12 protein-coding genes are annotated in these 12,808 nt (G+C 70.7%); 7 read left to right on the forward strand and 5 right to left on the reverse strand.

Annotated features, from left to right (window positions below):
• The 4 genes from EK403_RS23120 to rimP all read right to left on the reverse strand — a co-directional run.
• Positions 1 to 519, reverse strand: a 519-nt coding sequence (locus EK403_RS23120; RefSeq protein WP_245479654.1) for a translation initiation factor IF-2 associated domain-containing protein, incomplete at its 3' end; no start/stop codon positions are given.
• Positions 516 to 1,265 carry an RNA-binding protein gene (locus tag EK403_RS11525; RefSeq protein WP_128777642.1) on the reverse strand — a complete coding sequence of 250 codons (750 nt, stop codon included), beginning with the start codon at positions 1,263 to 1,265 and terminating at the stop codon, positions 516 to 518. The genes EK403_RS11525 and EK403_RS23120, both read right to left, overlap by 4 nt.
• An 18-nt stretch (positions 1,266 to 1,283) precedes the next feature.
• Entirely contained in the window at positions 1,284 to 2,900 is a 1,617-nt protein-coding gene (nusA, locus tag EK403_RS11530) for a transcription termination factor NusA (RefSeq protein WP_128777643.1), read from the reverse strand.
• Between the two features lie 2 nt (positions 2,901 to 2,902).
• The gene (gene rimP / locus EK403_RS11535; protein ID WP_128777644.1) at positions 2,903 to 3,568 is read right to left on the reverse strand and encodes a ribosome maturation factor RimP; all 666 of its coding nucleotides are present in this window, start codon (positions 3,566 to 3,568) and stop codon (positions 2,903 to 2,905) included.
• Between the two features lie 261 nt (positions 3,569 to 3,829).
• Between rimP and EK403_RS11540 the strand changes: the two genes are divergently transcribed.
• Both EK403_RS11540 and EK403_RS11545 read left to right on the forward strand, forming a co-directional pair.
• A complete protein-coding gene (locus EK403_RS11540) occupies positions 3,830 to 5,413 on the forward strand; it encodes a putative bifunctional diguanylate cyclase/phosphodiesterase (RefSeq protein WP_164919580.1) in 1,584 nt (527 codons plus the stop codon).
• A gap of 58 nt (positions 5,414 to 5,471) precedes the next feature.
• Positions 5,472 to 5,882 (forward strand): diacylglycerol kinase, encoded by a 411-nt coding sequence (locus tag EK403_RS11545; RefSeq protein WP_128777646.1) that lies wholly within the window; start codon positions 5,472 to 5,474, stop codon positions 5,880 to 5,882.
• A 3-nt stretch (positions 5,883 to 5,885) separates the two neighbouring features.
• Here EK403_RS11545 and EK403_RS11550 read toward each other — a convergent pair whose 3' ends face one another.
• Positions 5,886 to 6,947 carry an FUSC family protein gene (locus EK403_RS11550; protein ID WP_128777647.1) on the reverse strand — a complete coding sequence of 354 codons (1,062 nt, stop codon included), beginning with the start codon at positions 6,945 to 6,947 and terminating at the stop codon, positions 5,886 to 5,888.
• Positions 6,948 to 7,089: 142 nt separating this feature from the next.
• On the opposite strand from EK403_RS11550, the gene miaB reads away from it, so the two are divergent.
• From miaB to lnt, 5 genes are all read left to right on the forward strand, one after another.
• Positions 7,090 to 8,481 carry a tRNA (N6-isopentenyl adenosine(37)-C2)-methylthiotransferase MiaB gene (miaB, locus tag EK403_RS11555; RefSeq protein WP_128777648.1) on the forward strand — a complete coding sequence of 464 codons (1,392 nt, stop codon included), beginning with the start codon at positions 7,090 to 7,092 and terminating at the stop codon, positions 8,479 to 8,481.
• A 107-nt stretch (positions 8,482 to 8,588) separates the two neighbouring features.
• Positions 8,589 to 9,545, forward strand: a complete 957-nt coding sequence (locus EK403_RS11560; protein ID WP_128777744.1) for a PhoH family protein — start codon at positions 8,589 to 8,591, stop codon at positions 9,543 to 9,545.
• Positions 9,546 to 9,590: 45 nt separating this feature from the next.
• A complete protein-coding gene (ybeY, locus tag EK403_RS11565) occupies positions 9,591 to 10,115 on the forward strand; it encodes an rRNA maturation RNase YbeY (RefSeq protein WP_128777649.1) in 525 nt (174 codons plus the stop codon).
• A 24-nt stretch (positions 10,116 to 10,139) separates the two neighbouring features.
• A complete protein-coding gene (locus EK403_RS11570; protein ID WP_128777650.1) occupies positions 10,140 to 11,132 on the forward strand; it encodes a CBS domain-containing protein in 993 nt (330 codons plus the stop codon).
• Between the two features lie 22 nt (positions 11,133 to 11,154).
• Complete coding sequence (gene lnt / locus EK403_RS11575; protein WP_128777651.1) at positions 11,155 to 12,747, forward strand: apolipoprotein N-acyltransferase; 1,593 nt, start codon at positions 11,155 to 11,157, stop codon at positions 12,745 to 12,747.
• Positions 12,748 to 12,808: the final 61 nt, after the last annotated feature.

Here is a 12,808-nt window from a genome sequence, read left to right on the forward strand (position 1 = left end):
GGCCTCGGAACGGCGGCGGGCCTCCTCCTCCTGCTGGCGGCGGGACTCCTCCTCGCGCTTGCGGGCCTCGGCGGCGAGGCGCTCGCGCTCCTCATTGGCTTCGCGGATGATCCGGGCGCGGGCGTCGTCCTCGGCGCGCTTGCGGTCTTCGGCCTCGCGCGCCTTGGCGCCGGCGAGCGCCTGAGCGCGGGCCCCCATCTCGTCGGAGGTCAGCGTCCGCAGCACCATGCCGCTGGCGGCGGCGCGCGGCGGGGCGGCGGGGCGCGCGGGCGCGGCCTCCTGGCGCGGAGCCGGCGCCGCGGGCGCCGCGGGCCGCTGCGGCGCGCTCGGCTGAGCGGCGGCTGGCTTGCTCTCGCCCGGCGTCAGGATCCGGCGCTTCACCTTCTCGACCACGACCGCGTTGGTGCGGCCATGGCTGAAGCTCTGGCGCACCATGCCGGACTCCGACGGACGCTTGAGGGTCAGCGTCTTCGGGGAAGCCGTCAAAGTCTTGTCGCCGGTCGTCTTGTTATCCGTCATGCCCTGTCCGTTCTCTCGGGCGTCCCGCCCGAACCTGTGCTCGACGGCCGGGCGTTCTCCGCCGGGCCGGACCCTTCTTTCATGCCAAGATAGCGCGCGTACGCGTCGCATCGCGCCAGAAAGGCTGCGCTGACGGGGCCTGCGAGCAGCGCAGCATGTACCACATTCGACCGCCCCAACGCCAAGTCCAATTCGGGACCGTCGAAAAGGCGCACGACCCGCAGCTCTGCGGACCGACCGAGACGGGTCGCGGCCTGCCGCAGCTTGCGCACGCCGTCCTCGCTCGCGTCGCTCGCTTCCACGAGCGCGATCACCTGCTCCTTCGCGAGCGCCGCCTCGACCTTGGCGAAGCCCGTCACGACCAGCCCCGCCTTGTTGGCGAAGCCGAGCATGCCAAGCGCGGACCTGGCCATGAGCGTTCCGACCGTCTCGTCAATCGCGGGATCGACCGTGGCGGCCTCCTTGAAGCCGCGGGCGAACGCCTTCTTCTTCACCGCGAGGCGCACCGCCTCCTGCGAAGCCGTCACCCAGACGCCGCGGCCCGGCAGAGCGCGTTTGAGGTCGGGGACCACCGTCCCGTCCGGCGCCCGGACGAAACGGATCAGCTCGTCGGCCGGCCGGACCGTCCGCGTCGCGACGCAGGTGCGCTCGGGCGCGCGACGGTCGTCGCGCTCATCCCTCCCGCCGGCGTCGGACGGATCCGGCGCCGGGGGCTGCTCTGCGGGAACGGCGGAGGTCGACGTCATCCGGTTCGGCGTCCTCCGTCACGCCCGCGCGGGCTCGGCTGCGGGCTCCTCGCCCTCGACGGCCTCCACGGCCGGCGGCGCGAGGTCCTCCTCGGTGATCCAGCCAGCCTTGAGGCGCGCCTGCATGATCATCGACTCGGCCTCGTCGCGGCTCAACTCGAAGCCGTCGAGCGCGCCGGGCTCGCGGCGCGGCTCGGGGCCGGAGCGGTCGATCCAGCCGATCAAATCGTCGGTGGCGCAGCCCGCGAGGTCCTCGACGTTCTTGATGTCGTTCTCGCCGAACGCGACCATCATCGCGGTGGTCACGCCCGGCACCTCCTTGAGTTCGTCCTCGACGCCGAGCTCGCGGCGCTTCATGTCATGCTCGGCCTCGATGCGGGCGAGGTGATCGACGGCGCGGTTCTGGATCTCGGCCGCCATGTCCTCGTCGAAGCCCTCGATGGTGGCGAGCTCGGCGATCTCGACATAGGCCAGCTCCTCGACCGAGGTGAAGCCTTCGGCCGCGAGCAGCTGGCCGAGCGTCTCGTCGACGTCGAGCGCCTCCATGAAGAGCTGCGAGCGCGAGACGAACTCCTTCTGGCGCCGCTCGCTCTCCTCGGCCTCGGTCAGGATGTCGATGTCCCAGCCGGTGAGCTGCGAAGCGAGGCGGACATTCTGCCCACGCCTGCCGATCGCGAGCGACAGCTGATCGTCCGGCACCACGACCTCGATCTTCTCCGAGTCCTCGTCGAGCACGACCTTGACGACCTGCGCCGGCTGCAGCGCGTTGACGATGAAGGTCGCGGCGTCCGGCGACCAGGGGATGATGTCGATCTTCTCGCCCTGAAGCTCCTGCACCACCGCCTGGACGCGCGAGCCGCGCATGCCGACGCAGGCGCCGACCGGGTCGATGGAGCTATCGCGGGAGATCACGGCGATCTTGGCGCGCGAGCCGGGGTCGCGGGCGACCGCCTTGATCTCGATCACGCCGTCATAGATCTCCGGCACCTCCTGAGCGAACAGCTTCGCCATGAACTGCGGATGGGTGCGCGACAGGAAGATCTGCGGCCCGCGCGGCTCCCGCCGCACGTCGTAGACATAGGCCCGCACGCGGTCGCCCACGCGGAACAGCTCGCGCGGCAGCAGCTCGTCGCGACGCACGATCGCCTCGCCACGGCCGAGATCGGCGACGACGTTGCCGTATTCGACGCGCTTCACCAGCCCGTTCACGATGTCGCCGATGCGGTCCTTGTATTCCTGGTACTGGCGGTCGCGCTCGGCGTCGCGGACCTTCTGGACGATGACCTGCTTGGCGGACTGGGCGGCGATCCGGCCGAAATCGAAGGGCGGCAACGTCTCGGCGATGTAATCGCCGGACTGGGCGGCCGGGTTCTTCTTGCGGGCGTCCTCGACCGCGATCTCGATATTGTCGTTGTCGACCTGGTCGACGACCAGCATCAGCCGCGACAGGCGGATGTCGCCGGTCTTCGGATTGATCTCGGCGCGGATTTCGGTCTCCTGGCCATAGCGCGAGCGCGCGGCCTTCTGGATCGCGTCCTCCATGGCCTCGAGCACGATGCCCTTGTCGATCACCTTTTCGCGGGCGACGGCTTCGGCGATCTGCAGGAGCTCGAGCCTGTTGGCGCTGACCGCCATGGTTACCTCCGTCCCTTGTGCGCGGCCTTGCGGCCGTCGGTCTTTGCCGCCCCGTCGTCGGTCTCCTCGACGTCAGGCGAATCTTCGGGGGCGCGGCCGGCGGCCTTGGCCCGCCTCAGCGCCTCGCGGATGAGCTCGTCGGTGAGCACGAGGCGCGCCTCGCCGACGTCGCGGATCGGCAGCTTCGAGCGCGCCGGCTCGCCGGCCTTGGCGTCGTCGCGGCGGATCAGCGCGAGCTCGCCCTCGACGCCTTCCAGCATGCCCTTGAAGCGCTTGCGGCCCTCGACCGGGACCTCCATCTCGACCTTGGCGAGATGGCCGGCCCAGCGGGAGAAGTCGGAGACGCGGACCAGCGGCCGGTCGATGCCGGGCGACGACATCTCGAGATTGTAGGCGCGGTCGATCGGGTCCTCGACGTCGAGCACCGGCGAGATCGCCTTCGAGGCCAGCTCGCAATCCTCGACCGTGAAGGTCCCGTCGGCGCGCTCGGCCATGATCTGCACCGTGCAGCCGTCGCGGCCGGTGATCTTCACGCGCACCAGCCGGAAGCCAAGATCGAGCAGCGTCGGCCCGACGATCGCCGCGACGCGCGCGTCGATCCCGGTCTCGGTCACGAGCCGGGGTTCGTCGAGCGGCGAGTCGATGTCCTGCGTGATGGCGTCAGCCATGGTCCTCGGGTCTAGCAAATGCGCGTTTGGGGCGGGCCCTTCCGGACCCACCCTCGAAAGGCCCAGATGAGCCGATCGACGATGTCTTGGATACGTTGGATATACGCGTCTGCGCGCCGGGCCGCAAGAGCCGGCGTTCTCAAAGCCTAACGGCCCCGCCAACCGAACCTTAATCCGCGGCGGCTTAAGACGACCAGAGCACAGGGACGCCGCATCGTGCATCACGCCCGCTTCTCCATGCCTTCGCTAAAAGGACTCCTCGTGCGCAATCGCGTGAAGATCTTCGACGGCGGAATGATTCTGGTCTTTCTTGCGGTCGCCGCTCTTTTTCTGTTCGAAGTCGACGTGTTCCGGCATGAGGCGGACCTCTCTCCGAGGGAGCGGGAGCTTGAGCTCGACGAGCTGATGATCCTGACGTCGCTCGTGATGCTGGGCGTGCTCTTCTACACGTGGCGGCGCGCCCGCGAGCATCGGCGCGAGAACGCATTGCGGATCGAAGCCGAGAAGGAGGTGATGAGCCTCGCCCTTCAGGATCCGCTCACCGGGCTTCCGAACCGGCGGCAGTTCGACGAGGCGCTCAAGGCGGCGCTGACGGCCGCGCCCGTCGCTCCGGAGGCGCACGCGCTGTTCATGCTCGACCTGAACGATTTCAAGAAGATCAACGACGTGCACGGCCACCCGACGGGCGATCAGGCGCTGATCCACGTCGGATCCCGTCTGCTTCGCGCTGTGCGCGACAATGACCTCGTGGCCCGCCTCGGCGGCGACGAGTTCGCGATCCTCGCCCGCAACGTCGCCGGAGCGGAGGGCGCCGCGAACATCGCGCGGCGCGTCGTCGACGGCCTGGCGACGCCGATCATGACCGGCGCGTTGGCCCACTCGGTCGGGGTCGGGATCGGGATCGCGTTGTCGCCCCATGACGGCGACGACCCCGCCGAACTGCTGCGCAGGGCCGACGTCGCGCTTTACCGCGCCAAGGCGGAGAAGCGCTCGGCGATCCGGTTCTTCGAGCCCGAGATGGACGCGCGGCTGCGCGAGCGCGCGGAGCTCGAGCGCGCCCTCGCCGATGGGCTCGACGCCGACGACTTCTTCCTGCGGTTCCAGCCGACGACCGAGATCGGCGGAGGGATCGCGGGCTTCGAGGCGCTGCCGCGCTGGCGCCACGCAGCGCGCGGCGAGCTCGAGCCGGAACGGTTCCTGCCGATCGCCGAAGAGATCGGCCTGCTGTCGCGGCTGACCGAGCGGCTGCTTCGGGACGCCTGCCGCGAGGCGGCCGCCTGGCCGGCGCCGACGCGGCTGGCGTTCAACCTTCCGGGCGCTTTGCTTGCGGACCAGGCGTTCGGGTCGCGCGTCATCGGCGCGCTCGACGAAAGCGGACTGCCGCCGGATCGCTTCGATCTCGAGATCGACGAAGGCGCGTTGATCCGCGACGCGGAGAGCGCGATGGCGATGCTCACTCCGCTGCGGGCCGCCGGGGTCTCGTTGGTCGCGGCGCGTTTCGGCACCGGCTATTCGGACCTCAAGAACCTTCACAAGCTCAAGCTCGACCGGATCAAGATCGACCGCAGCTACGTCGCCGCCATGACGAGCGACCGGCAGGCGGCCGTGATGGTGAAGGCGCTGATCGGCATCGGGCGCGGCCTCGATCTTTCGGTCATCGCCGACGGCGTCGGGACGGAAGAGCAACTCGCCTATCTCGCGTCCCACGGCTGCCAGCAGGCGCAGGGCGCGGCGTTCGGCGCGCCGGTGAGCGCCGAGCAGGCCGCGGCTCTGGTCAGAGCCGCGGCGCAAGCCGAACCGGCCCGAGAGGGCTCCCGGCGAACCCCATCGCCTCTCCGGTGTTAGAGGTTTGACGGGGGCTCGAGGACCGCGCTAGGCCACCCGTCCGAAAGGGAGCGCCCGAATGCCCGACGTACGCTCGATCTGCGCCATCGGCCTCAGGGGCCAGATGGGCCTCAACGGCTTGCTGCCCTGGGAGGGCAATGCGGGACCGGAATTCACCGCGGACGTCGAGCGCTTCTTCGACATCACCCGCAACCATGTGCTGATCGCGGGCGAGAAGACCATCTCGGCGATCCCCGATTTCGCGCGCGGCGACCGCACGCTGTTCGTCATCCGCCGCCACATGGACCCGGCGCAGGTTCTGGCGCAGTTCTCCGACCGTGTGGTGTTCGTGGGCGGAGGCCCGGTGGCGTGGGGCGTCTACGCCCCCTTCATCCGGCACTGGGACATCAACCGCCTGCCTTATGACGGCGAGGCCGACCGCTGGTTCGACCCGCAATGGCTGCTCGCCGGCCGCGCCACGGTAAGCTGAGGCTCAGTCGACCGGGGCGCTGTCCTGCGCCTCGCCCAGCCGGTCGGCCAAGTCTCCCAGATTGCCAGTCAGGTTCCTGAGCGCGAAGACCAGCCCGAGCGTCGGGACGGCGGCCGCGACGTCGATGTCCGCGGAAACGCCATCCTCGCGGATGTGGGCGACGGCATCCTCGAGCGCCGCGCGCTTCGCCTCGACCTCGGCGCGCAGGCCGGCGGGATCTCGCCGAGCGGCGAGCGCGTCGAGCAGATCGGCGGCGGCGAGGATCAGGGCGTCGGCCGACGGGCCGACGATCCGACGGCCGACGTCCGGCGCGGCGGCGAGCGCGCGCTCGACCGCGACCGCGTCGTTCCGCACCCGCCACAGCGTACGGGCGAGGGAGGCGCGGGCTTCGCCCAGGAGCTTGGCGCCGGGCTCGCGCCTCGCGTCCGCGACCGTCTTCTCGAGCGCCGCGAGCTTGCGGCGGATCGCGTCCTGGGCGCCGAGGAGCAGGTGGATCGCGTCGGCGTCGCGCCTGCGGGTCGGCGCGCCGCGGAGCAGGGCGGCGAGATCGGCCGCGATCGAGCGCGCCTCGCGGTCGAGGTCGCGGTCGAGCCGGTTCGGGAAGATCAGGAAGGTCGCCACGATCCCGACGACGCAGCCGAGCAGGACCTCGAGCACCCGCTCGGCCGCGACCGCAAGCTGGTTCGGCTGGTTGGCGGTCGCGACCAGCAGGATCGCGGCCGTCACCGGCGCGAGCTTCAGCGTCGGCCGCCCGGCCGCCGCGAAGGAGAGCGCCGCGACGACGAAGACCAGAGTGAGCGAGGTGGTCAGCAGCGAATGCGGATGGACGAAGGCCGCGGCCCCGCCCACGACCGCGCCGACCAGCGTGCCGACCGCGCGCTCCTGCGCCGCGACCAGCGTGCCGCCAAGGCTCCCCTGCACCACGATCAGGGCCGAGATGACGCTCCAATAGCCTTGGGGCAGGCTGAGCAGCGTCGCGAGCACGAAGGCGGCGCCGGCCGCGGCCGCCACTTTGGCCGCGAGCCTGAGATCCGCCGCCTGCCTGTCTGAGATCCGGATCGCCATTGCGCTTCTCATAGCCGAACCGTGCGCCCTTTGGGTGTGGGTCATGCGGGCCGCGCTATTCTCTCGATGGCGTTTTCGCGGTAAGGCTGCAGGGAGCCGGCACGGTCGGCGCGGCCCCCATGGAGCCCACAGACAGCCACGAATGACAGTCCGCAGTCCAAAACTGTTCGTCAGGTCCTACGGCTGTCAGATGAACGTCTATGACGCGGAGCGCATGTCCGACGCGCTCGCGCCGGAGGGCTATGTCGCGACCGAGACGCCCGAGGACGCCGACGTCATCGTCCTGAACACCTGCCACATCCGCGAGAAAGCCGCCGAGAAGGTCTATTCGGAGCTCGGCCGCATCCGGAAGATGAAGCAGGAGACCGGCCGCGCGCCGATCGTGGCGGTGGCGGGCTGCGTCGCGCAGGCCGAGGGCGCGGAGATCCTGAAGCGCGCGCCCGTGGTCGACCTCGTGGTCGGGCCGCAGAGCTACCAGAACCTTCCCGAGCTGATCGCCCGCGCCAAGGCGGGCGCGCGGCCGGTCGACACCGATTTCGCGGTCAGCGAAAAATTCGCGCGGCTGGCCGAGGCGACGCCGAGGGCGATCCGCGGCCGGAGCGTCGCGGCGTTCCTGACCGTGCAGGAGGGCTGCGACAAGTTCTGCAGCTTCTGCGTGGTGCCCTACACGCGCGGCGCCGAGGTCTCGCGTCCGGTCGGCCAGATCGTCGCCGAGGCCGAGAGGCTCGCGGCGGCCGGCGTGCGCGAGATCACCCTGCTCGGCCAGAACGTCGACGCCTTCCACGGCGAAGGACCCGACGGCCGGAGCTGGTCGCTCGCCCGGCTGCTCTATCGGCTGGCCGAGATCGATGGGATCGCGCGGCTGCGCTACACGACGAGCCATCCGCTCGACTTCGCCGAAGACCTGATCACGGCGCATCGCGATCTCGACAAGCTGATGCCCTATCTGCACCTGCCGGTGCAGTCCGGCTCCGACCGCGTGCTCAAGGCGATGAACCGCAGGCACAAGGCGGCCGACTATCTTCGGCTGATCGAGCGCATCCGCGCGGCGCGTCCCGACATGGCTTTGTCGGGCGACTTCATCGTCGGCTTCCCGGGCGAGACCGACGCCGAGTTCGAGGCGACGATGCGGATCGTCGACGAGGCGGCCTACGCCTCGGCCTTCAGCTTCAAATACAGCCCGCGGCCCGGCACGCCGGCCGCCGAGCGCGAGGGCCAGGTCTCCGAGGACGTCAAGACCGAGCGGCTGCTGAGGCTTCAGGCGCTGATCGCCGCGCGCCAGGCGGCGTTCCAGCGCTCGTTGGTCGGACGCCCCATCGAGGTGCTGGTCGAACGCGTCGGGCGCCATGACGGCCAGATGGCCGGCCGCTCGCCTTATCTGACGCCGGTGCAGATCGCGGATTGCGAGGTCGCTGTCGGCGACCTGATCGAGGTCGACGTCACGGGCGTCGGTCCCAACAGCCTGTTCGCCGCTTCGCGGAAGCCTGCGGAGCAGCCGAAATCCTTGCGGCAATTCGCGGAGGCGACCGCTTGAACGCGGAGACGAACGTCAAGGGGTTCGATCCCCTGAGAGCCGGCGCGGCCAACCCGCGCAAGCCCGGCTTCGCAAGAAGCGCGGAGCCGACGCCCGCCGAAGTCACCATGGCGTTCGACGACAACCGCCACGCCTCGAGCCTGTTCGGCGGGCACGACCAGAACCTCGCTTTTCTCGAGCGGCGGCTCGGCGTCGAGGCGACGGTGCGGGGCAACCACGTGGCGCTCCGCGGGCCGGCCGACGCCTGCCAGCAGGCGAAGCGCGTGCTCGAGAACCTCTACGACCGTGTGAAGCGCGGCGAGCAGGTCGCGCTCGGCGACGTCGACGGCGCGATCCGCATGACGCTGAGCCAGGGCTCGCTGTTCCCGGCGGAGGGCGACCTCGCCCGTCCGGGCTTCGCGCAGGTCTCGACCCGCAAGAAGACCATCGTGGCCCGCACCGCAGCGCAGGACGCCTATATCCGCGCGCTCGCCCGCCACGAGCTGACCTTCGCGACCGGCCCGGCCGGCACGGGCAAGACCTACATCGCGGTCGCCTGGGCCGCGGCGCTGATCGAGCGCGGCGAGGCCGACCGCATCGTCCTGTCGCGCCCGGCCGTCGAGGCCGGCGAGCGGCTCGGATTCCTGCCGGGCGACATGAAGGAGAAGGTCGATCCCTATCTCCGTCCGCTCTACGACGCGCTCTACGACGTGATGCCGCCCGAGAAGGTCGAGCGCGGCATGACGTCGGGCATGATCGAGATCGCGCCGCTCGCCTTCATGCGCGGCCGGACGCTTGCGAACGCCGTCGTGCTGCTCGACGAAGCGCAGAACACCTCGTCGATGCAGATGAAGATGTTCCTGACGCGGCTCGGCGAGAACAGCCGCATGATCGTGACCGGCGACCCGACCCAGATCGACCTGCCGCCGGGCCAGGTCTCGGGCCTCGCCGAGGCGATCGGGCTGCTCGAGAACGTCGAAGGCGTCGCGGTCACGCGATTTTCGGCCGCCGACGTGGTGCGTCACGAGCTTGTCGCGCGTATCGTGCGGGCTTACGAGGGCGCGTATCCGAGCTCCAACCCGTGATATGTGGCAGCAAGGCCCGATCTTTAGAGCCATGACCTCTTCGGCATGAGCCCCGACCGATCTACCCCCGTCGCGCTCGAGACCGTGCGCGACAGCGACCTGTGGGACGCCATTCCCGACGCGGAACGCATCGTCGCGGCCGCCGTGGGCGCGGCCTTCGCGGAAGCCGGCCTCGTCGCGCGGCCCGACGCCGAGCTCGCCGTGACGCTCGCCGACGACGAACGCCTGCGCGAGCTCAACGGCGCCTGGCGCGACAAGGACCAGCCGACCAACGTCCTGACATTCCCGGCCTTCGAGCCCGACGAGATGGCCGATGCGCCGATGCTCGGTGACGTGATCCTCGCCTTCGAGACGGTCGCGCGCGAGGCGCGCGAGCAGGGCAAGGCCGTCGAGAGCCATCTCGCCCATCTCGTCGTCCACGGCGTGCTGCACCTCTTCGGCCACGACCATCTCGACGAGGCGGAAGCCGAGGCCATGGAGGCGCTCGAGACCCGCGCGCTCGCCCGCCTCGGGATCGCCGACCCCTACGCCGCCCAAGACGTCGCCCAACTCGCCGCCCCCGCGGCCTGACCTCACGACGGCCCCCAAGATCCCATGACCTCCACCGACCGACCTTCCAGACGCGGGGCCGCCTTCGTGGCGGCGCCGGAGGCGCGCGACAATTGGGTGGAGCGGCTCAGGGTCTTCGTCGGGCTCGGCGCGACGCCGACGGCCCGCGACGACATCGCCGAGGCCCTCGAGGAGGACGCCGACGACCTGTCGGTCTCGGCCCAGGAGCGCGCGCTGCTGCGCAACGTGCTGGCGCTGAAGGGCACCCGGGTCGACGACGTCATGGTGCACCGCGCCGACATCGTGGCGGTGTCCGACGACGTGACGCTCGGCCAGCTGCTGTTCACCTTCGCGGACGGCGGCCATTCGCGGCTGCCCGTCCATCAGGGCTCGCTCGACGAGCCCAAGGGCATGGTCCACGTCAAGGATGCGCTCGCGTTGTTCGCCAAGGGCGCGGCGGACGAAGAGGGCGGCGGCCGCAAATTCGACCCGACGGCCGTCGACCTCGGCGCGCGGATCGCCGACCTCGACGTCGTCCGCCCCGTGATCTTCGCCCCGCCCTCGATGCCCGCGACCGACCTTCTGACCCGTATGCAGTCGCTGCACGTCCACCTTGCGCTGGTGGTCGACGAATATGGCGGCGTCGACGGCCTCGTGACGATCGAGGACCTGGTCGAGACGATTGTCGGCGACATCGAGGACGAGCACGACGACGAGGCCGCGGCAAGCATCCGGCCGGACGGCGAGGGCGGCTTCGTCGCCGACGCCCGCGCGCCGCTCGAGGAGGTGGTCGAGGCGGTCGGCCCGAGCTTCGACGTCGCGGCCTTCGCCGACGAAGTCGACACGATCGGCGGGCTGGTGGTGACGCTCGCCGGCCGCGTGCCGCCGGAGGGCGAGGAGATCGAGGGGCCGGGCGGCCATCTGCTCACGGTCAGGGCGTCCGACCCGAGGCGCGTCATCGAGGTGGGCATCGCGGCGGGACCCGAGCGCCGCGCCCACGAATCGGATAGGTCCGGGGACGCCGCCGACGCGGCCTGAGCCGCCGGCCCCGGGGGTCCGCATGAGCCGTCATTCCGAGGCCGTCCCGGCGTTGGCCGCGCGCGCCACGCTCGCCTGCGGCTGGCGGCGCGCCGCGCTCGCGACGCTTGCCGGCGCCGCTTCCGCGCTCGCCATGCCGCCCTTCTCGGTCTGGCCCGTGCTGTTCCTGACGCTCCCCACGGCCGTGTGGCTGATCGACGGGGCCTCGGGCGAGACCCGCTGGCGGAGCGCGCTCGCCGCCGGAGCGGTCGGGTTCCTGTTCGGCTTCGGCTATTTCCTCGCGGGCCTCTGGTGGATCGGCTCCGCCTTTCTGGTCGACGCCGACGTGTTCGGATGGCTGCTGCCCTTCGCGGTCGCAGGTCTCCCGGCTCTCCTCGGCCTGTTCCATGCCGCGGGCTTTGCGCTCGCGCGGTCGCTCTGGACGCCCGGATGGCCGCGGGTGCTTGCCTTCGCGGCTTCGCTCGGCCTCGCCGAACTCGCCCGCGGCCATCTGTTCACGGGCTTCCCGTGGAACTCCTTCGGCTACGCGCTCGCCGACCAGGCCTGGCTCGGCCAGTTCGCATCGGTGGTCGGCGTCGAGGGCCTCACCTATCTCGCGCTCGCGATCTTCGCGGCGCCGGCCGTGCTCGCCGATCCGAGGCCGTCGCGCCGCGCGCCGGTCGCGGCGGCGGTCGCGCTCGCGGGGCTCGCGATCTTCGGAGGCCTCCGGCTCGGACTGTCAGACACGGCCTTCGATCCGAAGGTGACGATCCGCGTCGTCCAGCCCGAAATCCCGCAGGACATGAAGTCGCAGGAGAGCGCCCGCGACACCATCATGGACGCCTATATCGCGCTGACCGACGAGGCCAAGGGGCCGGAGCGCCGCGGCTTCGCCGACGCCTCGCTCGTGGTGTGGCCGGAGTCGGCGTTCCCGTTCCTGCTGTCGCGCACGCCGGACGCGCTCGCCCGGATCGGCGCGAGCCTTGCGCCCGGGGCCGTGCTCGCGACCGGATCGATCCGTGGCGAACGTCGCCCGGACGGCTCGGGCGCCGACTACTGGAACTCGGTCCATCTGGTGGGCGAGGACGGCGCGATCCTCGCGACCTACGACAAGATCCACCTCGTCCCCTTCGGCGAGTACCTGCCGTTCCAGGCCTTCCTGGAATCGCTCGGACTGGAGGCCGTCACGCGCCAGCGCGGCGGCTTCGCCACCGGCGGCCGCCGCGCGCTGATCGCGCTGCCCCAAGGGCCGCGCTTCCGCCCGCTCGTCTGCTACGAGGCGATCTTCCCCGAGGAGATCGCGGGCGACGAGCGTCCCGACTTCCTGCTGAACGTGACCAACGACGCCTGGTTCGGCCGCACGCCGGGGCCCTACCAGCACGCCGCCCAGGCGCGCGTCAGGTCGGTCGAGCAGGGGCTGCCGCTGGTGCGCTCCGCCAACGGGGGGCTCTCGGCGATCGTCGATCCCTATGGCCGCGTCGTGGCGTCGGCGGCGCTCGGCGAGCGCGGCGTGGTGGACGGGCGCCTCCCGCTGAAAATCGAGCCGACCCTGTACGCCGCGACCGGCGGATTGCTGCACCTCGCCTTCCCGGCGATTTTTTTGACTCTTGTATTCATTGCGCGTTCGCGCGTTTGACAAGCGATAGGCGAAATGACCATCTAGCCGCATGCCGCGACGCGCGGCTTCAACTGCGCTC

This window comes from Hansschlegelia zhihuaiae, from assembly GCF_004103825.1.
GTDB lineage: Bacteria > Pseudomonadota > Alphaproteobacteria > Rhizobiales > Methylopilaceae > Methylopila > Methylopila zhihuaiae.

What these genes read in the sequence shown, in the direction of transcription:
- lnt (WP_128777651.1), top strand. Translation starts at nt 11,155, where the DNA reads ATGAGCCGTCATTCCGAGGCCGTCCCGGCGTTGGCCGCGCGCGCCACG.
- EK403_RS11525 (WP_128777642.1), bottom strand. Translation starts at nt 1,265, where the DNA reads ATGACGTCGACCTCCGCCGTTCCCGCAGAGCAGCCCCCGGCGCCGGAT.
- EK403_RS11570 (WP_128777650.1), top strand. Translation starts at nt 10,140, where the DNA reads ATGACCTCCACCGACCGACCTTCCAGACGCGGGGCCGCCTTCGTGGCG.
- EK403_RS11560 (WP_128777744.1), top strand. Translation starts at nt 8,589, where the DNA reads ATGGCGTTCGACGACAACCGCCACGCCTCGAGCCTGTTCGGCGGGCAC.
- nusA (WP_128777643.1), bottom strand. Translation starts at nt 2,900, where the DNA reads ATGGCGGTCAGCGCCAACAGGCTCGAGCTCCTGCAGATCGCCGAAGCC.
- miaB (WP_128777648.1), top strand. Translation starts at nt 7,090, where the DNA reads ATGACAGTCCGCAGTCCAAAACTGTTCGTCAGGTCCTACGGCTGTCAG.
- rimP (WP_128777644.1), bottom strand. Translation starts at nt 3,568, where the DNA reads ATGGCTGACGCCATCACGCAGGACATCGACTCGCCGCTCGACGAACCC.
- ybeY (WP_128777649.1), top strand. Translation starts at nt 9,591, where the DNA reads ATGAGCCCCGACCGATCTACCCCCGTCGCGCTCGAGACCGTGCGCGAC.
- EK403_RS11545 (WP_128777646.1), top strand. Translation starts at nt 5,472, where the DNA reads ATGCCCGACGTACGCTCGATCTGCGCCATCGGCCTCAGGGGCCAGATG.
- EK403_RS11550 (WP_128777647.1), bottom strand. Translation starts at nt 6,947, where the DNA reads ATGGCGATCCGGATCTCAGACAGGCAGGCGGCGGATCTCAGGCTCGCG.